At 64.3% G+C, this 20,636-nt stretch carries 16 protein-coding genes and 1 riboswitch; of the genes, 10 read left to right on the top strand and 6 right to left on the bottom strand.

Annotated features, from left to right (window positions below; genetic code table 11):
* Position 1 precedes the first annotated feature (1 nt).
* The 3 genes from JQ600_RS00910 (at position 2) to JQ600_RS00920 (ending at position 2,985) form a co-directional block, all read left to right on the top strand.
* The gene (locus JQ600_RS00910; RefSeq protein WP_212389471.1) at positions 2-982 is read left to right on the top strand and encodes an NAD(P)H-dependent glycerol-3-phosphate dehydrogenase; all 981 of its coding nucleotides are present in this window, start codon (positions 2-4) and stop codon (positions 980-982) included.
* Positions 983-1,396: an EVE domain-containing protein gene (locus JQ600_RS00915; protein ID WP_212389472.1), complete on the top strand. Its 414-nt coding sequence runs from the start codon at positions 983-985 to the stop codon at positions 1,394-1,396. It begins immediately after the preceding gene.
* Between the two features lie 248 nt (positions 1,397-1,644).
* A complete protein-coding gene (locus tag JQ600_RS00920; RefSeq protein WP_212489633.1) occupies positions 1,645-2,985 on the top strand; it encodes a diguanylate cyclase in 1,341 nt (446 codons plus the stop codon).
* A 143-nt stretch (positions 2,986-3,128) separates the two neighbouring features.
* Here the strand turns inward: JQ600_RS00920 and JQ600_RS00925 are convergent, their stop codons facing one another.
* Positions 3,129-4,310, bottom strand: a complete 1,182-nt coding sequence (locus tag JQ600_RS00925) for a DNA topoisomerase IB (RefSeq protein ID WP_212389474.1) — start codon at positions 4,308-4,310, stop codon at positions 3,129-3,131.
* 372 nt (positions 4,311-4,682) lie between these two features.
* On the opposite strand from JQ600_RS00925, the gene acs reads away from it, so the two are divergent.
* Positions 4,683-6,635 (top strand): acetate--CoA ligase, encoded by a 1,953-nt coding sequence (acs, locus tag JQ600_RS00930; RefSeq protein WP_212389475.1) that lies wholly within the window; start codon positions 4,683-4,685, stop codon positions 6,633-6,635.
* A 75-nt stretch (positions 6,636-6,710) separates the two neighbouring features.
* On the opposite strand, the gene JQ600_RS00935 is transcribed toward acs, so the two are convergent.
* Complete coding sequence (locus JQ600_RS00935; protein WP_212389476.1) at positions 6,711-8,243, bottom strand: DUF6600 domain-containing protein; 1,533 nt, start codon at positions 8,241-8,243, stop codon at positions 6,711-6,713.
* Between the two features lie 13 nt (positions 8,244-8,256).
* Complete coding sequence (locus JQ600_RS00940) at positions 8,257-9,090, bottom strand: DUF6600 domain-containing protein (protein ID WP_212389477.1); 834 nt, start codon at positions 9,088-9,090, stop codon at positions 8,257-8,259.
* 433 nt (positions 9,091-9,523) lie between these two features.
* On the opposite strand from JQ600_RS00940, the gene JQ600_RS00945 reads away from it, so the two are divergent.
* A complete protein-coding gene (locus JQ600_RS00945; protein WP_212389478.1) occupies positions 9,524-10,036 on the top strand; it encodes a L,D-transpeptidase in 513 nt (170 codons plus the stop codon).
* A gap of 54 nt (positions 10,037-10,090) precedes the next feature.
* Here JQ600_RS00945 and JQ600_RS00950 read toward each other — a convergent pair whose 3' ends face one another.
* Positions 10,091-10,678 carry a thermonuclease family protein gene (locus JQ600_RS00950; RefSeq protein ID WP_212389479.1) on the bottom strand — a complete coding sequence of 196 codons (588 nt, stop codon included), beginning with the start codon at positions 10,676-10,678 and terminating at the stop codon, positions 10,091-10,093.
* Positions 10,679-10,730: 52 nt separating this feature from the next.
* Positions 10,731-10,955: a DUF1674 domain-containing protein gene (locus JQ600_RS00955; protein ID WP_212389480.1), complete on the bottom strand. Its 225-nt coding sequence runs from the start codon at positions 10,953-10,955 to the stop codon at positions 10,731-10,733.
* A gap of 204 nt (positions 10,956-11,159) precedes the next feature.
* Between JQ600_RS00955 and JQ600_RS00960 the strand changes: the two genes are divergently transcribed.
* The 3 genes from JQ600_RS00960 (at position 11,160) to purH (ending at position 16,119) form a co-directional block, all read left to right on the top strand.
* A complete protein-coding gene (locus tag JQ600_RS00960; protein ID WP_212389481.1) occupies positions 11,160-12,506 on the top strand; it encodes an RsmB/NOP family class I SAM-dependent RNA methyltransferase in 1,347 nt (448 codons plus the stop codon).
* A 116-nt stretch (positions 12,507-12,622) separates the two neighbouring features.
* Entirely contained in the window at positions 12,623-14,377 is a 1,755-nt protein-coding gene (locus tag JQ600_RS00965; protein WP_212268581.1) for a heparinase II/III family protein, read from the top strand.
* Positions 14,378-14,426: 49 nt separating this feature from the next.
* Positions 14,427-14,507, top strand: a riboswitch (ZMP/ZTP riboswitch).
* A gap of 19 nt (positions 14,508-14,526) precedes the next feature.
* Complete coding sequence (purH, locus tag JQ600_RS00970) at positions 14,527-16,119, top strand: bifunctional phosphoribosylaminoimidazolecarboxamide formyltransferase/IMP cyclohydrolase (RefSeq protein ID WP_212389482.1); 1,593 nt, start codon at positions 14,527-14,529, stop codon at positions 16,117-16,119.
* A 106-nt stretch (positions 16,120-16,225) separates the two neighbouring features.
* Here the strand turns inward: purH and JQ600_RS00975 are convergent, their stop codons facing one another.
* On the bottom strand, positions 16,226-17,635 hold the full coding sequence (locus tag JQ600_RS00975) for an MFS transporter (protein WP_212389483.1): 1,410 nt from the start codon (positions 17,633-17,635) through the stop codon (positions 16,226-16,228).
* A 129-nt stretch (positions 17,636-17,764) separates the two neighbouring features.
* On the opposite strand from JQ600_RS00975, the gene ggt reads away from it, so the two are divergent.
* Positions 17,765-19,513, top strand: a complete 1,749-nt coding sequence (gene ggt / locus JQ600_RS00980) for a gamma-glutamyltransferase (RefSeq protein ID WP_212268575.1) — start codon at positions 17,765-17,767, stop codon at positions 19,511-19,513.
* A gap of 213 nt (positions 19,514-19,726) precedes the next feature.
* On the top strand, positions 19,727-20,623 hold the full coding sequence (locus tag JQ600_RS00985) for an NAD(P)-dependent oxidoreductase (protein ID WP_212389484.1): 897 nt from the start codon (positions 19,727-19,729) through the stop codon (positions 20,621-20,623).
* The last annotated feature ends 13 nt before the right edge of the window (positions 20,624-20,636 follow it).

Here is a 20,636-nt window from a genome sequence, read left to right on the forward strand (position 1 = left end):
GATGCCGTCTGAGAACACCGTGGCGGTGATCGGCGCGGGCGCCTGGGGCACCGCGCTTGCGGCCGTCGCGGCGCGCGCGGGCCGCGATGTCATCCTCTATGCACGCAACGCCGAAAACGCCGCGCAAATGAAGATGGCGCATGCCAATCCGCGGCTGCCGGGCATGCGCCTCGACCAGCGCATCGAAATCACCAACCGCATCGCGGCCGCGGCCGGCGCCCACATCATCCTGATCGCAACGCCCGCGCAGAATTTGCGTGAAGCGGCCCTGGCGCTGGCCCCACATCTGAAGAAGGCGACGCCGGTTATCGCCACCGCCAAGGGCATCGAGCGCGGCACACATAAATTCATGACCGAAGTGATCGCGGAAGCCGCCCCCGACGCGATACCTGCGATCCTGTCGGGACCGAGCTTCGCCGACGATGTCGCGCGCGGACTTCCGACCGCCGTGACGCTGGCGGCAAAGGACGAGGCGCTGGCAAGCGCGCTGGTGCAGGCGCTCGGCTCATCCACCTTCCGGCCCTATCACACCACGGATATCCGCGGCGTCGAGATCGGCGGGGCGGCGAAGAACGTGCTGGCGATCGCGGCCGGCATCGTTGAAGGACGCAAGCTCGGCGCCTCGGCGCTGGCTGCCTTGACCACGCGCGGCTTCAGCGAGCTGGCACGGCTCGGTCGCGCCTGCGGCGCGCGCGCGGAAACGCTGGCGGGGCTTTCCGGACTGGGCGATCTGATCCTGAGCTGCTCCAGCCTGCAATCGCGTAATTTCGCGCTCGGCATCGCGCTCGGGCGCGGCGAGCAGCCGGCGCGCGACAAGCTTGCGGAGGGCGCATTCACCGCGCCCGTGCTGATCGAGCTGGCGGCTTCGCAAAATGTCGACATGCCGGTATCAAATGCGGTCGCGGCGATCCTGGCCGGCAAGGTGACGATCGATGCCGCGATCGAGGGACTGCTGACGCGGCCGTTCAAGGCGGAGGAATAGATGGCGTACTGGCTGGTGAAGTCCGAGCCCTCGGTGTGGTCGTGGGATATGCAGGTTGCGAAAGGCGCCAAGGGCGAAGCCTGGACCGGCGTGCGCAATTTCACCGCGCGGCAGAATCTCGTGGCGATGAAGAAAGGCGACCGCGCCTTCTTCTACCACTCCAACGAGGGCAAGGAGATCGTCGGCATCGCGGAGATTATCAAGGAGGCCTATCCCGATCCGACCGACAAGACCGGCAAGTTCGTCTGCGTCGACATCAAGGCCGACAAGCCGCTGAAGATCCCGGTGACGATGGCCGCGATCAAGGCCGACAAGAAGCTCGCCGCGATGGCGCTGGTGAAATATTCGCGGCTGTCGGTGCAGCCGGTCACCGCGGACGAATGGAAGATGGTCTGCACGATGGGCGGATTGTAGGGCATCGTGGAGGCACCGCAGCGCCGACGCGCTATGGGTGGAACCTGGCGGGGCCAGATACAAAATCGCGAAAACAACCCCATGCAAAGTATCAGGATCCCTACTGGAAGGTAATAAAGCACCGCGCCCTGGGCCCTTAACCATTCCTTATCCCGTAATACTCCCCGATCCCTTTTGCAGGAGAAATTTAGCATTTCGGGCGCTAACTCCTGGACGTGCGGCAAGCACGCCAGCGGGAGAGATACGCCTTGAGATCGGGTGCCAGCAGCCTGAACGCGACGCCGCACGACGATGCGGCGGACGTGCTCGTGACGCCTGCGCTCGAAGCCGAGACCGAGCGGCTGCTGTCACAGCGCACGCGCGACATCCAGTTCTCTCCCGAAATGATCCGCGCCTACCGCAAGAAGGACTGGCCGCAACGCAGCAAGATTGCGCGCGCCTGGATGGTCTGGGTCGCCGCCATCAGCGTGGCCTTTGTGCCGCTCAGCTACCTTCTCGCTCCCGATTTCCTCACCCTCACCACCGCCATCAGCGGATTGCTGGTTCCGGCGCTGCACGCCTGCGCCTATCTGGTCTGGCGCAAGCCCCGCAGCGCCACGGTCGAAGGCCTGTCGCTGCTGCTCTTGATGACCAGCGTCATGATGGCGTACGGCGTCATCGCCGTCGCGGCCGGTGCCAGCAATTATGAGCGCTTCCTGATCTGCATCATGTACGTGAACACGATCGCGATCGTGGTGTTCAGCGTCGACTATATCTGGACGCTGGCCCTGATGATCTGCTCCACCGCGATCTTCTTTGGCTTTGAGATCTTCAATCCCGCGATCGAACTCCAGGAAGCGGTCGGGACGTCGATCTTTTATGCGATGGGAATCTTTGCGGCGACGATCGCGCGGAAGACCCAGTCGATCCTCGGTCAAAAAGCCTTCCTGCTGTCCTTGCGCAACCAGTATCGCAGCGACGCCCTGAGGCGCGCCAACCATCAATTGGAAATACTGGCGACGCGCGACCCGCTTACCGGGCTCGGCAATCGCCGTTCGGCGACCGATCTGATCGACCGGCTCTGGCGCGACCCGACGGTTCCGAAAGCCAGTATCACGTTCATCATGGCCGATATCGACTTGTTCAAGCACTTGAACGATACCGCCGGCCACGCCGCTGGCGACGCCTGCATCAGGCGGGTAGCGGATACGATCGAGGACTCGGTCCGGTTGGGCCTGGATGCGGTGTTTCGCTATGGCGGCGAGGAATTCCTCGTCGTTCTCGCGCATGCCACCCCCGATCTGGCCTGGACGATCGCGCAACGCATCCGCAGCGCGGTGGAGGCGCTCGGCATCGTCAATCCCGGAATCCATCCCGCAAATGATTCGACCAGCGTGGTGACGATCAGCCTCGGCGTCGCGTTCGCGCAGGAGAACGCCGCGCCGGAGATGGTCGCCAAATGGGCTGACGACGCTCTCTACGACGCCAAGCGCGGCGGCAGGAATATTGTGTTTTTGTCGAATGCGCATGCGGCGGCGGAGGATGTGCGGGACGCACAGCCTGTCGGCACCGATGAACGGAAGATGTCATCAAGGGTGGGCGGGCAGTAGCGCTCGCAATCTGTCATTGCCGGGCATAGCCGTCCGAAGGACGGCGTCGCTTCCGCTCGCCTATGACCCGGCAATCCATCACTTTTCAAAAATTCACTTTGTAGATGGATGCGCGGGTCAAGCCCGCGCATGACAAGCGGAAATTACGCCGCAGCAGCCGCCGTCACGACCTGCGCCAACAGCGCTTCGCGCTTCGACTGCGAGCGGTAGCCCTTCATTGTCGCGGCAAAGCGTTCGAGGATGCCGTCCTCGAAGGCGGTGACGATGGTGTCGTGGACGTAGCTCTTGCGGCAGATCGCGGGGGTATTCGACAGTTCGTCGGCAGCCGCCCGAACCGCCTCCAGCACCTGCTTCTTGCGGCCACGGGCGCTGGCTGCCGGCGAAATCCGCGACAGCGATTCCAGCACCACGGCCGAGGCCATCAAAGTGCGAAAATCCTTCAGCGAAATCTTGATGCCGGCGATCTCGCGCAGGAACCCGTTCACCGTCGTGGTCGAGACGGTACGCACGGTGCCGGAATTGTCGCGATACTGGAACATGCGCTTGCCCGGCACGCCGCGCAGGATGCCGATCGCGCGCACCAGCTTGGCCGCGTCGCATTCCTTGCGCACGGCCTTGCCGCCCTTGGCCTTGAAGGTCAGGACCAGATTGTCGTCTTCCAGCGTGACGTTGGACTTCAGCAGCGTGGTGGCGCCGCGGGTGCCGTTCAATCGCGCGTAGGATTCATTGCCCGGCCGGATCGCGGTGCGCGCGATCAGTTCGATCACCGCCGAGAGCGCGAACTCGCGCGTCGGCTCGTCGCCGGACAGATGCATCGAGACGTTGCGGCGGATCTTCGGCAAGGCCGCGACCAGGCGCGCAAGGCGATGGGCCTTGCGCTGCTCGCGGACCTTTTCCCAATCGGCGTGGTAGCGGTATTGCAGCCGGCCGGCGGCGTCGACGCCGACCGCCTGCAGGTGCGAGGTCGGATCGGGCGAATAACGCACCTGCTGATAGGCCGGCGGCACCGCCATCGAGTTCAGGCGCCGGATGGTACCGGCGTGGCGTATCGCCGTGCCGTTGGCGCGAACAAATGAATAGTTCTTGCCACGCTTGATGCGGCGGATCGTCAGCTCGTTCTGGTCGCCGAGCTTGAGGCCGAGTTCCTGCGCCAGCGACTCGACCGTAATCTTCGGCTCATGCTTGGCGAGCTTTTCCTTCGGCGAGGGGATTTTGGCGGGCGCCTTCAGCGGCGTTTTCGGCAACTGGCCAAGCGCTTCTGCCAAAGCGACGGCAGGATCAGCGGAATTGGGCCGCGTAGCCTCGAAATTCACCTGATCCATCATGACCGTCGTTGTCCTGCTCCGCCTGTTCTTCCGGTAATGCCGCTTGCTGCGGCTTGGTTCCGGCGGGGCCCTGTCACCCCGGAAACGCCATTTAGGGGGTAACGAACCCCTTTGCGAGTCCCGATTCCGCGATTAACGGTTATTGGATACCGGTCATGGGAGCCATTCGCGCGATAACGTTGATTTTGGGTCGCATCAAAACGCGAAAGTGATGGCCGGACCGGGCCGGCCGGGCCGTCCGGAAGCGCGGGAACCGACCAAGGTCGCAGATGTTTCCGCCTTGTCCGGGCCCCCTGCGACGCCTAATCATCGTAATAATCAAGACGGCTTGCGACCGCTTACGGGTAGGGCTCGCAATCAGCGGAGGGGAAGATGTCCGAGAAGATTTACGACGTGTCGGCAGACTGGTCGAAGCGCGCTTTGATCGACGACGCCAAGTATCGCGAGATGTACGCAAGATCGGTCGCCGACCCCAATGCCTTCTGGGCCGAACAGGGCAAGCGGATCGGCTGGATCAAGCCGTTCCACAAGGTCGAGAACGCCTCCTTCGCTCCCGGCAATATTTCGATCAAATGGTTCGAGGACGGTGTCCTGAACGTCGCCTGGAACTGCATCGACCGCCATCTCGACAAGCGCGGCGACCAGACCGCGATCATCTGGGAGGGCGACGATCCCAATGAGTCCAAACACATCACCTACCGCCAGCTGCACGACGAAGTCTGCAAGATGGCCAACATCCTGCGCACCAGGAACGTCAAGAAGGGCGACCGCGTCACCATCTACCTGCCGATGATCCCGGAAGCGGCGTATGCGATGCTGGCCTGCGCGCGGATCGGCGCCATTCATTCGGTGGTGTTCGGCGGTTTCTCGCCTGACAGCCTCGCCCAGCGCATCACCGATTGCCAGTCCAAGGTCGTCATCACCGCCGACGAAGGCCTGCGCGGCGGCAAGAAGGTGCCGCTGAAGGCCAATGTCGATGCCGCGATTGCCAAGAGCGGCGGCGTCGACTGGGTCGTCGTGGTCAAGCGCACCGGCGGCACTGTGGACATGAACCCTACCCGCGACTTCTGGTATCACGACGCCGCCAAGATGGTGACGACGGAATGCCCGTGCGAGCCGATGCACGCGGAAGATCCGCTGTTCATCCTCTATACGTCCGGCTCCACCGGCCAACCCAAGGGCGTGCTGCACACTTCGGGCGGCTATCTCGTCTTCGCGTCGATGACGCATCAATACGTGTTCGACTATCACGACGGCGACATCTACTGGTGCACCGCCGACGTCGGCTGGGTCACCGGCCACAGCTACATCCTCTATGGCCCGCTGGCGAACGGCGCGACCACGCTGATGTTCGAAGGCGTGCCGAACTATCCGGACAATTCGCGGTTCTGGAACGTCATCGACAAGCACAAGGTCAACATCTTCTACACCGCGCCGACCGCGATCCGCGCGCTGATGCAGGGCGGCGACGAGCCGGTGAAGAAAACCTCGCGCAAGAGCCTGCGTCTGCTCGGCTCGGTCGGCGAGCCGATCAATCCGGAAGCCTGGGAATGGTATCACCGCGTGGTCGGCGACGAGCGTTGCCCGATCGTCGACACCTGGTGGCAGACCGAGACCGGCGGCATTTTGATCACGCCGCTGCCGGGCGCGACAAAACTCAAGCCGGGTTCGGCGACGCGGCCGTTCTTCGGCGTGGTGCCCGAGATCGTCGATGCCGACGGCAAGGTGCTGGATGGCGAAACTAGCGGCAATCTCTGCATCGCCAAATCCTGGCCGGGCCAGATGCGCACGGTCTATGGCGACCACGCCCGCTTCGAGCAGACCTATTTCTCGACCTACAAGAACAAGTACTTCACCGGCGACGGCTGCCGCCGCGACGCCGACGGCTATTACTGGATCACCGGCCGCGTCGACGACGTCATCAACGTATCAGGCCATCGCATGGGCACCGCCGAAGTCGAAAGCTCGCTGGTGGCGCATGAGGCGGTCTCGGAAGCCGCCGTGGTCGGCTATCCCCACGACATCAAGGGCCAGGGCATCTATGCCTACGTGACACTGATGACCGGCAAGGAGCCGACCGAAGCGCTGCGCAAGGAACTGGTGGCGTGGGTGCGCAAGGACATCGGCCCGATCGCCTCGCCTGATTTGATCCAGTTCGCCCCGGGCCTGCCGAAGACGCGCTCCGGCAAGATCATGCGCCGCATCCTGCGCAAGATCGCCGAGGACGAACCGTCAAGCCTCGGCGACACCTCGACGCTGGCCGATCCCGCCGTGGTCGACGATCTCGTGCATAACAGGCAGAACAAGAAGGGCGCGGGGGCTTAGCGTGCAATAGGGTTGCCATCACTGCAAAGGGCTCCGAGATAACCGGAGCCCTTTTTGTTTCGCCTCAACCGCCGCTCACCGCGTGAGTGTCTTCCTCTCCGGCACGGTCACCGGCAGCGGCCGGGCCGCGGTCGGCGCTGCAGCGCCGACCGTCGTCTTGTTGAGGCCGCCGCCGCTCGGTGCCATGACCACCGGACTGGGATTCGGCCGCATCGGCGCTGAGATCGGCGGCGGCGGACGGTTCGGCAACTGCACCGGCTCCTTGATCCGCACATTGTCACCCGAGCCGTTGGGACGGATCACGTTCGGAATCCGCACATCGGGTTTGCCTGCCCCGGATGCCCCGCCAACCGGGTTGTGCCCGGTATGGCCGCCGTTCGACGACGGTGGATTGCCGACCGGCCGGCCGTCGCCGGTACCCGTAACCGGACCCGTCACCGGCGGTTTGCCGTCGCCGCCATGTGGCCGGTGGGCGTGGAGGCAGCGCCGCAGCGCAATGCCGGTGAGATTGGCGCAGGGATTTTCGGTTACCGGCGGCTTCGGCAACGGATCGGGCCTCGTCGGGAATACGCACAGATTGCCCACCCGCACCATTCCCGGGCGGCAGTCCGGCAAGCGGCATACGCCATGGTCCATGAAAGTGCCGCGCGGACACACTGGCGGGACCACGACGACGACCGGCGGACCATTGTCGATCGGCTGATCAAGACGCGGCGGCAGCGGCGACACAGGGTTGTGGACCGGCAACGGTTTGTATCCGCCGCCCTGCTTTGGGCCTACCTGTGGGCAGTCCGGAGCCACCGCACTCATGACGGCGAGGTTGTTCCAGATGAAATTCCAGTCGATCAAATTCTGCGCCAGGAACCAGGCCGGCCACGGCGAGAAGAAGATGTCGATGTCGATCCACGGGCCGACCACGTATCCCGGCAACACGATCACAGTGATTCCATACACGAGCTTGATGTCGGTAACGTAGGTCGTCTGCGTCAGCAGCACCGGGATCTGCTGCGGCGGCGCCGCGCCGTTGCAGCCTTGCGCGAACTTCTGCGTCTCGACAAAGATCCAGTAAGCGGCACTGTTGAAGTCGGCGGTGGAAACCGTCTGAACATCTTGGTCGGGCAGCATCGGCGCCCAGCCGACCCATTCCGGCGACGTGCGCCAGACAACCCAACCCGGGCTGAACTCCGCACCTGGCGTCCATATCCATCCCATCTGTGCGTCAGACACCCAGCGGCCGTAGTGATGGACGATCGCGCCCCACGGCGTCTTGTCGTCGTAGTACCAGCCATATTTTGGGGTCTTGACCCAGTTGCAGGGCGGATACGGACGCCAGCCCTGCGGCGTCACCGTGGGAATCCACACCTCTCCGTATTTGGCGTGCTGGACAAAGCGGCCGTATTGCGTGAGCACGCCGCGGAATTCCTCCTGCAGCTTCGCAACGCCTTGCTGCGGCACGACGCTGACAGAGCCTTGGGCAGATTCTTGCGCAGGCGCTTGCGCGAAAGCTGACGGCGTTGATGCTGACAGCACGAGGACGGCAAGCGCTGCGGCGAACATCGCCGTGAGCATCGTCCTGGTCTTGATCGAGATGTTCCGGGCAAGGGTCATGATGATTGCTCCCTCACTTCGCGTTCGACGGCGTGCAGACATTCGGGACGTTGAAGTTCAACGTCTTCTGCCACACGAAATTGGAATTCTTCATCATCTGGACCATGAACCACGCCGGCCACGGACCGAATCCGATCTGCACATGGACGAACGGCCCGATCAGGTAGGGCGGCAGCACGATGACGACGATGCCGTCGACGAATTCGTACGCCGTGATCCATTTGGTCTGGCGTAGAATTACCGGAATGCGTTCGACCGGAGCCGACTTCGTCGCGTCGCAACCATTGTTGAACTTCGCGGTCTCGACGAATATCCACTGATCGCTGTTGTTGAACTGATCGGACGACATGCTGGGGAACGCCGGGTCCGGCGGCATCGGCGCCCAGCCCGTCCATTCGGGGCTGGACCGCCACACCACCCATCCGGGGCTGAACTCCGAACCGGGATCCCAAGCCCAGCCGATCTGCTGATCCCAGAACCAGCGGCCATAGTGGTGCACGATCTGGCCCCACGGCGTCTTGTCGTCGTAGTACCAGCCATATTGTTTGGTCTTGACCCATTGGCACGGCGGATAGGGATGCCAGCCTTGCGGCGTGACCGTCGGTACCCACACCTCGCCGAAACGGGCGTGCTGCACGAAGCGTCCATATTGCGACAGCACCGCGCGGGCTTCGGCCTGCACCGGTTCGTCGCGAACCTCCTCCCTGACATCGTAGGAGGGTTGCGCCACGGCGGTTGCCGAAAGCGCTGATAGCCCCAGCAGCAATGCGGCCAGTATTGCTGTGAGGCGGCCGCCGCCGGCGCGGACGGCTCGGCGCAGCAAAACAATCTCAACCAATGCTCGCATGAGACGAACTCCTGCGCCCCGGAATTGGGCCGCAGCCAGTAGCCGCGTCGTCACGACGCCGCGTTCGGGGCTTCCGGTTTAATTTTTCGTCATGTTCGAGGCCTGGTACCGCCCGGCGCCCTTGCTGCCGCTCCTTTGGGCGAGGCCCCCGCCGCCTGGACCTGACGGCCTCACGCAATCGTCAGGGCGGCGACCGCTGCCCGGGACGTTTCCGGACGAGTGTTGTTTTCAAGTCATTTACTTTAATTCGAACATTTCCTTTGGTTCCCCCATCGAAACCAGTCTTGCGGCCGGCTTGGAAACCATCCGGTTAAGACACGCGGTTAAAAATGCGTGGGTGAGACGGCAAACCGGCATTTCCATTGGATTTTCCTTTGGAGGTTTGTGTGTGCATTTGAGGACCCCTGACGGGGCGATTGGGCGGGAGAAGTTGATGTCGATGAGGATTGCGGTGGCGCTGGCCGCCACCATCGGGATGGGCGTTTTGATGTCGTCGGCGGCCGAGGCGCGGCCCGAAATGGTCGGTATCCGCGGCGATTACACGCCGGGTACGATCGTCGTGAAGACCAACGAGCGCCGCCTCTATCTCATTCTCGAACAAGGCCGCGCCGTGCGCTATCCGGTCGGCGTCGGCCGCGCCGGCAAGCAGTGGGCCGGCACCACCCGCATCGACGGCAAGTATCAGAACCCGGCATGGTCGCCGCCCGCCGAAGTGAAGCGCGACAAGCCGAACATGCCCAACGTCATTCCCGGCGGCTCGCCGAGCAACCCGATGGGCGTCGCGGCAATGACGCTCGCCGGCGGTGAATACGCCATCCACGGCACCAATGCGCCGGGCTCGGTCGGCGGTTTTGTCTCCTATGGCTGCATCCGCATGCTCAACGCCGATATTACCGACCTTTACCAGCGCGTTTCGGTCGGCACGCAAGTGACGGTGACGCGCTGATCGGCATTCTCTGTTTTGAAATTTGAGAGAGCCGCGCATCGAGCGCGGCTTTTTCTATTTCCCGGCGTTCGCGCACCAGCCGTTGCGATGACCGCCGCTGTACCCGCGCCCATGGCCACCGGCAAGCAACGCAGCCGAGACGCTGGTGGTCTTCCTCGTCGCCACGTCGGCCACCACCCGGCCGGCATACTTGTCCGGCCCGATATTCGAGATCGTGACCGCGCCTTCGCGGAGCAGGCCGCGCAGCGCGTCACTCGCGGCTTCCGCCATCTGCAATTCCTGCGGACAGGCCGCCTTCAATTCCGGCGTGTCGATTCCGCGCAGGCGGACCCGCGTGTTCAGCGCGAGTCCATCCGGCAATTGCACCCGTGCCTCGAACGTGTCGCCATCGAAGGTGCGGATCACGTCGACGGCGTGACGCACATCGGGACTGCCAGCGCTCTTCCAGATTGTCTCGGCGTCGCGCGCCGCCTGGCTGTCGGCCGCGGGCGGAAACGGCCAATGCACCCAATGGCGCAGCGGCAGCATCGTCCCCGCGACAACCCCAATCACGAATACCCAGGGCAAGGCCGCTGCGAACCGGCGCCGCCAAGGACTTCGGTGCGGCGTTCGATAAGTATTTATTCTTTTATATGGGGACATATTCCCAATATGGTGGAATGAGTCGGCTATTCCGGCAAGTTACCGCATCGCCTCAAAAATCCGAGGCGATGCCTTTGCGCTCCCAGTCGCCGTAACGGGTCGGCTCCGGCCCCTTCGGACCCTGCAATTCCTGCTGTGCCGCCGGAGCGGTGGTGGCTTCGGCAGCTTTCCGGCGCGCTTCGGCTTCGGCCAGCGCACGCCGGGCGGCCGGCGTCAGCAACTTGCCGGGGGCGGCGCCGGGAAGAGCTGCAGGCGGTGATCGGGGATCGTCGGTCATGGCAAAATTTCCGGCAAAACTTTCCTGCGGCTGATCTCGTAGCACAGCGACGAACGCATCGCCGGCATCACAATCATGAAATCGCCGGCGCGATTCTTACATTTGGCATATTCGCATGCCAAAGGAGTTTTTCATTTCCAAGTTCTTCACTTCAATGGCATGCGCCGAAACCCTGTTCAGCACCTTCCGAGATATTCCTTCTCCATGCCCCCTTCAAGATTCGCAGTTCCTGCCGAAGTTCCCGGTCTCGCGGCGCGGCGCATAGCGGCCGACATTCTCGACGGCGTGCTGCACAAGCACCGCACCCTCGACGAGCAGCTCGACGGCGCCGGCGCCCATCCCGGATTGAAATCGCTCGCCGATCGCGACCGCGCGCTGATGCGGCGGCTGGTCGCAACGATCCTGCGGCGGCTCGGCACCCTCGGTCATTTATTGTCGCGCCTGCTCGATCGCGGCGTTCCGACCGACGCGCCGCGCGCGCAAAGCGCGCTGTTGATCGGCGCGGCGCAGATTCTCTGGATGGACGTGCCCGATCATGCCGCCGTCGACCTGTCGGTGCGGCTGGTGCAATCCGACCGACGCGCCGCGAAATATGCCGGGCTCGTCAATGCCGTGCTGCGGCGTTGTGCGCGCGAAGGCCAGCCGCTGATCGACGAAGTCAAGGCGCAGACGCTGGACATTCCGCCGTGGCTGCTGGCGCGCTGGATCGCGGCCTATGGCGAGACCACCGCGCGTGAGATGGCAATTGCGATCGGCCATGAACCGTCGCTCGACATCACCGTCAAGTCGGACGCGCCGCAATGGGCGACCCGCCTGCACGGCGAAACGCTGCCGACCGGGACGGTGCGCACCCTGTTGCAGGGTTCCGTGACGATGCTGCCCGGTTTCACCGAAGGTCAGTGGTGGGTACAGGACGCCGCCGCTGCACTGCCGGCGCGGCTGTTCGGCGACCTCAATGGCAAGAGCATCGTTGATCTCTGCGCCGCGCCCGGCGGCAAGACCGCCCAGCTCGCGCAAGCCGGCGCACGCGTCACCGCGGTCGATCGTTCGGCGCCGCGGATGACGCGGCTGCGCGACAATCTTTCGCGGCTGTCGCTGCAGGCCAATGACGTCGTGGCCGATGGCGCCGAATGGCCGGGCGGCGACGGCACGTTCGACGGCGTCCTGGTCGACGCGCCCTGCACCTCGACCGGCACCATCCGGCGCCACCCGGATGTGGCCTGGCTGCGCCAGGAAACCGACATCGCGGCGCTGTCGGCGCTGCAGATCCGGTTGCTGAAAAAGGCGGTCGCCCTGCTCAAGCCGGGCGGGACGCTGGTCTATTGCACCTGTTCGCTGGAACCGGAAGAAGGCGAGCAGGCGGTGGCGGCGCTGCTCGCGACCGAATCAGGCGTGCGCCGCGCGCCGGTGGACGCCGGCGAAGTCGCAGGCCTTGCCGAGATCGTAACAGCGGACGGCGATTTGCGTACCCTGCCCTGCCATCTGCCCCACGACGACCCGCGGCTTGGCGGGCTGGATGGATTTTACGCCGCGCGGCTGGTTAAATCCTGATTTTGCACCTGTTTTTCGCGACCTTCGGGTGATTCGCGCACTTTCAAGATGGTGTCTTGGGCGCGTTTCCGGATTAAAAGGATTCGCCACAAGATCTCCTCCCATCAAGGTTAGGCGTGTCGGTCGCTCAACGCAGACGCATTACGACGCTGGTCGCGAGCCGCTTTGCGCGGGGCGTGATGGCGCGCGCCAGCGGCGGTACCGTCGGGCTGTCGCGGCTGTGGCCGGGCCGCGCCGACCGGCTGATCATCGCGCCGCATGATCTGCGCACCGCCGACGCCACCCGCGCCGCCGAAATCTACGCCGGCCGTTTCGTGTTCGCCGGCAAGATCGTGACCTGCCACGGCCGCTCGATCTTCGATCTCGAACCGCCGTCGGAAGATTGGGAAGTGGCGCTGCTCGGTTTCGGCTGGCTGCGCCATCTGCGCGCGGCCGATACCGCGCTGACCCGCGCCAACGCCCGTTCGCTGGTCGACGACTGGATTTCGAATCCCGGCCGCAAGCGGCCGCTCGAGCGCCGCGCCGATGTGCTGGCGCGCCGCGTCATCTCGCTGTTGTCGCAGGCCCCGCTGGTGCTCGGCGATACCGACGGCAAGTTCTATCGCAAATATCTGCGCGGGCTGACCCGCGAGATCCGCTATCTGCGCTACACCATGCTCGACATCGCCGACGGCGTGCCGCGGGTGCAGGTGCTGATCGCGCTTTGCTACGCCTCGCTGTGCCTCGCCAACCAGGCAAAACATATCCGCTCCGCGAGCCGGCGGCTGTCCGACGAATTGCAGCGGCAGATCCTGCCCGACGGCGGGCACATCTCGCGCAATCCCGGCGCGCTGGTCGAACTGCTCAGCGATATGCTGCCGCTGCGCCAGACCTTTGCCGCGCGCAATATCGCGCCACCTCCGGCGCTGCTCAACGCGATCGACCGCATGATGCCGATGCTGCGCTTCTTCCGCCATGGCGACGGCGCCTTTGCGCTGTTCAACGGCATGAGCAACGCGCCGAACGATCTGGTGGCGACGCTGCTGGCCTATGACGACACCCACGGCGTGCCGATGGCGCACATGCCGCATACCGGCTTTCAGCGCCTCGATGCCGGCACCACCACCGTCATCATGGACACCGGCCCGCCGCCGCCGCCAAATATCAGCCAGGACGCGCATGCCGGCTGCCTTGCGTTCGAATTGTCCTCCGGGCCGAGCAGGATCGTCGTCAATTGCGGCATGCCCTCGACCGGCCGCGACAATTGGCGCGCCTTTGCGCGCAGCACCGCGGCGCATTCGACCCTGACCTATCACGAGACGTCGTCGTGCCAGTTCGTCGAGATATCGGCGATGAAGCGGCTGTTGCAGGGGGCGCCGGTGACCAGCGGCCCGGCCAATGTGGAAAGCTATCGCGAAGCGGTGGAGAGCGGCGATCTTCTGACCACATCGCATGACGGCTATCTGCCGCGATTTGGCGTCGTGCACCGCCGCGTGCTGATGATAGCGCCTGATGGCGCGCGGCTCGACGGCGAGGATACGCTGTCGCCGGCGCCGGGCTCGCGCTTCAAGGGCAGCGGCACCGACTTTGCCTTGCGGTTTCACCTGCACCCGTCCGTGAAGGCGAGCCGGCTTTCCGACGCCCGCGGCGTCATGCTGGTGCTGCCCAACCGCGACGTCTGGACCTTCGAGGCGCTCGACGACAAGGTCGACCTCGAGGACAGCGTTTTCCTGGCCGGCAATGACGGCCCCCGCCGCACCGCCCAGATCGTGATCCGGCAGGATTCGCGGCAGGCAACCTCGATCCGCTGGAATTTTGTGCGCTCCTCGACCTCAGCCGCGGCCACCAACGCCCGCCGCAACGCCAGGCGCGAACCGGAATTGCCGTTGTAGAAACAACCGATCCTGCCGTTGTGAAACCCGCCGAAAACTGCTAACCGAGCCCTGCTCGCGCGACTGGCGACCTTGGATGGAGTACCATCGGGAAGCGCGGGACTAGCTGCCGCGCGCCTGGGCACCCCCTTTAACCGAGGATCTTGCCCATGACTGACCATCCCCGCCGCGTCACCCGCGCTCTGTTGTCCGTTTCCGACAAAACCGGCCTGATTGAATTCGCCCGCGCGCTTGCAGGCCACGGCGTCGATCTGGTCTCCACCGGCGGCACCGCGAAGGCAATCGCGGCCGCGGGGCTGAAGGTGACGGACGTCTCCGACCTCACCGGTTTCCCCGAAATGATGGACGGCCGGGTCAAGACGCTGCATCCGAAGGTGCATGGCGGCCTGCTCGCGATCCGCGACAACAAGGAACACACTGATGCGATGAAGGCGCACGGCATCGCGCCGATCGATCTGCTGGTGGTCAACCTCTATCCGTTCGAGGCGACCGTCGACAAAGGCGCCGGCTACGAAGACTGCATCGAGAATATCGACATCGGCGGTCCGGCGATGATCCGCGCCGCGGCGAAGAACCACGACGATGTCGCGGTCGTCGTCGAAGCCAGCGACTATCAATCCGTGCTCGACGAGCTCGCCGCCAACAACGGCGCCACCTCATTGAAGTTGCGCCGCCGTCTCGCGGCAAAAGCCTACGCCCGCACCGCGGCCTATGATGCCGCGATCTCGAACTGGTTTGCGCTTCAGCTGAAAGACGACGCGCCGGATTTCCGCGCCTTTGGCGGCAAACTGATCCAGTCGCTGCGCTACGGCGAGAACCCGCATCAGACCGCGGCGTTCTACGCGACGCCCGACAAGCGGCCGGGCGTTTCGACCTTGCGCCAGCTTCAGGGCAAGGAGCTGTCGTACAACAACATCAACGACACCGACGCGGCCTATGAATGCGTCGCCGAGTTCGACCCGGCCCGCACCGCGGCCTGTGTCATCGTCAAGCACGCCAACCCCTGCGGCGTTGCCGAAGGCGGCGATCTGCTCGGCGCCTACAAGAAGGCGCTGGCCTGCGATTCGACGTCGGCCTTCGGCGGCATCGTCGCGGTCAACCGCACGCTCGACGCAGAGGCTGCGCGCGCCATCACCGAAATCTTCACCGAGGTCATCATCGCACCCGATGCCACGGAAGAAGCCATCGCTGTCGTCGCCGCAAAGAAGAATCTACGGCTGTTGCTGGTCGGCGGCCTGCCTGATCCGCGCAAGCCGGGTCTTACCGCCAAGACGGTGTCCGGCGGACTTCTGGTGCAAAGCCGCGACAACGCCGTGATCGAGGACATGGCGCTGAAGGTCGCAACCAGGCGCGCGCCGACCGATGCCGAACTGCGCGATCTCAAATTCGCCTTCCGCGTCGCCAAGCACGTCAAGTCCAACACGATCATTTACGCCAAGGATCTCGCCACCGTCGGCATCGGCGCCGGCCAGATGAGCCGCGTCGATTCCGCCCGCATCGCCGCCCGCAAGGCGCTGGATGCCGCGGCTGAAATGAAACTCGCCGAACCGCTGACCAAGGGTTCGGTGGTCGCGTCAGACGCGTTCTTCCCGTTCGCCGACGGCATGCTGGCCTGCATCGAAGCCGGGGCCACCGCTGTCATCCAGCCCGGCGGATCGATGCGCGACGACGAGGTGATCAAGGCCGCCGACGACCACGGCATCGCCATGGTGTTCACGGGCGTGCGGCATTTCCGGCATTAGGATCCCCGCCGTCATCCTGAGGCGCTCGGCGCTATTGCGCCGAGCCTCGAAGGATGAGCTCCATACTCCCGTCCGCCGCCCTTCGAGGCTCGCAAGTGCTCGCACCTCAGGGTGACGGACTACTCGACACGGGCGCCCTAACCCGCAACAGCAGCGCCAGCCCGACAATAAAAAACACCACCAGCAGCGCCATGCCGGCCTTCTGACTCGCAGTCACCGCCGTAACAACGCCGATCAGCAGCGGTCCGACGAACGAGGTGACCTTTCCGGTCAGCGCGAACAGCCCGAAACACTGCGCGATGCGATCTTGCGGCGCGAGACGAATCAGCAGCGTGCGCGACGCCGCCTGCAGCGGACCGCCGGCGCCGCCGATCAGGCATCCGAGGATGAGATAGGCGCGCTCGGCCGCACCCGAGAACAGCGGTCCGCCGGGCACGGGGGGTGCCACCTTCACGAACAGGATCGAATCCTTGTCGACCAGCAGGATGGCGGCGAGCGCCAGCAGCAGCACCAAGAGGCTGATCGCGATCACGCGCTTCGGCCCCACGCGATCATCGAGCTTGCCGCCGAGCCAGGCCCCGAACACGCCCGCGACCGCCGCGACAATGCCGAAGATGCCGATCTGGATCGTGTGCCAGCCGAACGTGCCCGCCGCATAGATGCCGCCGAAGGCAAACAGCGACACCAGCCCGTCGGTATAGATCATGTTGGCGAGCAGGAACGTCGCCAGCGATTTCTGCTTCGGCAATTCGCGCAGCGTCTGCTTCAGCTCGCTCAAACCTTCGCGCAACGCCGCGCGCATCGGAAGCTTTGCCGGATAGTCCGGCGTCAGCAAAAACATCGGCAGCGTGAACAGCATGAACCACAGCGCCGTCAGCGGTCCGGTGATGCGGTCGCCCGCATGCGTCACCGGGTCGAGGCCGAACAGCGGCATGAACCCGAACAGCGTGCGTCCGGTCTGCGGATTGGCGGCGAGAAAACCAAGCACCAGGATCAGGCTGAGGATACCACCGACATAGCCGGTGGCCCAGCCGGTGCCGGACAGCCGTCCGATCTTGTCCGGCGGCACCAGCGTGGGCATCATCGCGTTGTTGAACACGGTGGCGAATTCGACGCCGACACTTGCGATCGCATAACACAGCAGCAGTGTCGGGATAATGCTGGGATCGCCGGGCTTTCCGAACCACATCAGGCTCGAGCCGATCACCAGCAACAAGCCGAATCCTGCGATCCACGGCTTGCGACGGCCGCTGGCGTCGGCAATCGCGCCCAGGATCGGCGACATCAGCGCAATCATCAGGCCTGCGGCTGCGGTAGCAAATCCCCACAGCGCCTGCCCGGTCGCCGGATCCGGCGCGACGAAGCCTGCGAAATACGGCGCGAACACGAAGGTGGTGATCAACGTGAAATAAGGCTGCGCGGCCCAGTCGAAGAAGATCCAGCTGACGACGGCGGCGCGGGGCGGATATTTTCTTGAAGTATCAGCGCCAGATGCCTGAGGAGCAATCACCGTCATACCCAGGAATTTCCTTCATCGATCACGACAAGGCGTTTTGCCCGTCGAATTCGAACCCATATAGCATGCGATTATCATGCGTGTGCTATTGCCAGGCATCACACCGGCTCCAACTGCGGCGGATTTTGGATGATTTTCTGCACGAATAAGTGGCGTAGCGCGCTGGTGACCATCACGCTCGTCGTTGCGTCAGGCACAACGGCCTATGCGCAGGAGCAACGCCGCCTCTATACACCGCCGGACCTTGCCACGGTTCGCGCCGTATCCGCCCAACAGGGCATGGTGGTGGCGCAGGAAAAACTCGCGGCCCGCATCGGCGCCGACATTTTGCGGCAGGGCGGCAACGCGGTCGACGCCGCGGTCGCGACCGGCTTTGCGCTGGCCGTGACCTATCCGCGCGCCGGCAATATCGGCGGCGGCGGTTTCATGGTGATTCATTCCGCCGAGCGCAACGAAGACGTCGCGATCGATTATCGCGAGACCGCCCCATCCGCTGCCACGCGCGACATGTATCTCGGCGCCGACGGCAAACCCGACACCGACAAATCGCGCAATTCGGCGCTCGGCATCGGCGTGCCCGGCACCGTGGCGGGCCTGGCGCTCGCGCTGGAGAAATACGGCTCCGGCAAATTCACCCTCGCGCAAATCATCCAGCCATCGATCGAACTGGCGCGCGACGGTTTTATCGTCGCCGACGACATGGCCGACACACTCTCCGACATGTATCGCCGGATGGCGCGCTGGCCGAATTCCGCCAAATCTTTCTCCCGTGCCGATGGTGAGCAGCTGCGTGACGGCGACCGGCTGATCCAGCCTGATCTGGCGGCCACACTGACCGCGATCGCCGAACAGGGCCCGCGTGGCTTCTATGAAGGACCGGTCGCCGAAAAACTGGCGAAGGCGGTGAGCAGTGCCGGCGGCATCATGACGCCGGACGATCTGAAATCATATCAGGCGCTGCTCCGCGCGCCGGTGCGCGGCAATTACCGCGGCTACGACATCGTCTCGATGCCGCTGCCGTCGTCGGGCGGCACGGTGCTGCTGGAAACGCTGAACATCCTCGAAGGCTTTCCGATGTCCGACATGAAGCAGGGCTCGGCCCCCTCGCTGCATGTCATGATCGAGGCGATGAAGCGTGCCTATGCCGACCGCGCCCGCTATCTAGGTGACCCCGATTTCGTCAACGCACCGATGCAAGTCCTGCTCGCCAAGGATTACGCCGCCAGGCAACGCGCCAGCATCGATCCGGAACGCGCAACGCCATCGGCCGATGTCTTGAAAATTACCCCGCAACGCGAGGGCAGCAACACCACGCATTATTCGGTTGTCGACAGCCGTGGCAACGCCGTCAGCAACACCTACACCCTGAACTTCCCCTATGGCGTCGGCCTGGTCGCCGACGGCACCGGCATACTGCTCAACAACGAGCTCGACGATTTCACCGCGGCGCCCGGCGCCTCCAACGCCTTCGGGCTGGTGGGTTTTGAGGCCAATCTGCCCGGCCCGGGCAAGCGGCCGCTATCGTCGATGTCACCGACCATCGTGCTGAAGGACGGCAAGCCGGTGCTGGTGACGGGAACGCCCGGCGGCAGCCGCATCATCTCGGCGGTGCTGCAGATCGTCGTGAACGCGCTGGATTACAAGATGGATGTTGCGGCTGCCGTCGCCGCGCCGCGCGTGCACCATCAATGGATGCCCGACGAAGTGCGGGCGGAACGCGGCTTTCCGCAAGAGACGCTCGACGCCCTGAAAGCCAGAGGGCATCAGGTGATCGTGCCGCTCGGCCAGACCTCGGCCAATTCCATCGCCGTGACGCCCACCGGCCTGCTCGGCGCGCCCGATCCGCGCACCCGCGGCGCGGAAGCGGCGGGGCAATAGGTTTCGATTCGCTGTTGCCGGTTTGCCTGACGAACGCATCGGCGTAGGATTGTTCTTCAATCTTGCTCGGTCGTTCCCTCCCCCCTTGCGGGGGAGGGTTAGGGAGAGGGGTCCACACGGGTAGTCCCGATGACGCCACCCCTCTCCCCGACCCTTCCCCGCAAGGGGGGAGGGAGCATAACCATTTGTGCGTCCCTAACCTGGAGTCGTCCCATGACATCCCTCAAAGGCAAGACGCTGTTCGTATCCGGAGGCAGCCGGGGCATCGGGCTGGCGATCGCGCTGCGCGCCGCGCGCGACGGCGCCAATGTTGCGATCGCGGCCAAGACCGCGGAGCCGCACCCAAAACTCAAGGGCACGATCTACACCGCCGCCGACGAGGTTCGCGCTGCCGGCGGCAAGGCGCTTCCAGTGCTCTGCGATATCCGCGACGAAGCGCAGGTGATCGCGGCGATCGACAAGACCGTGGCCGAGTTCGGCGGCATCGACATCTGCGTCAACAATGCCAGCGCCATCAGCCTGACCAATTCGCAGATGACCGACATGAAGCGGTTCGACCTGATGATGGGTATCAATACGCGAGGCACCTTCCTGGTGTCGAAATATTGCATCCCGCATCTGAAGAAGGCCGCCAACCCTCACATCCTGATGCTGTCGCCGCCGCTCGACATGAAGACGAAATGGTTCGAGCATTCCACCGCCTATACGATGGCCAAATTCGGCATGAGCATGTGCGTGCTCGGGCTGTCAGGTGAATTGAGATCCGCAGGCGTCGCCGTCAACGCGCTGTGGCCGCGCACCACGATCGCGACCGCCGCGGTAGGCAATCTCCTCGGCGGCGACGCGATGATGCGTGCCAGCCGCACGCCTGAAATCATGGGCGACGCCGCTTACGTCATCTTCACCAAACCCTCCCGCGAATTCACGGGGCAGTTCTGCATCGACGACAAGGTGCTCTATGCCAGCGGCGTGCGTGACTTCGAGCCTTACCGTGTCGACAAATCGGTGCCGCTGATGTCGGACTTCTTCGTGCCCGATGACGACGTCCCGCCACCCGGCGTCACCGTGCAGGCGCTGCCTTCGGTTGGCGCGGCCCAGAAGTCGGGCTAGAACGCTTGCGCCG

It is taken from the genome of Bradyrhizobium sp. AUGA SZCCT0176, assembly GCF_018130145.1.
Classification (GTDB): domain Bacteria; phylum Pseudomonadota; class Alphaproteobacteria; order Rhizobiales; family Xanthobacteraceae; genus Bradyrhizobium.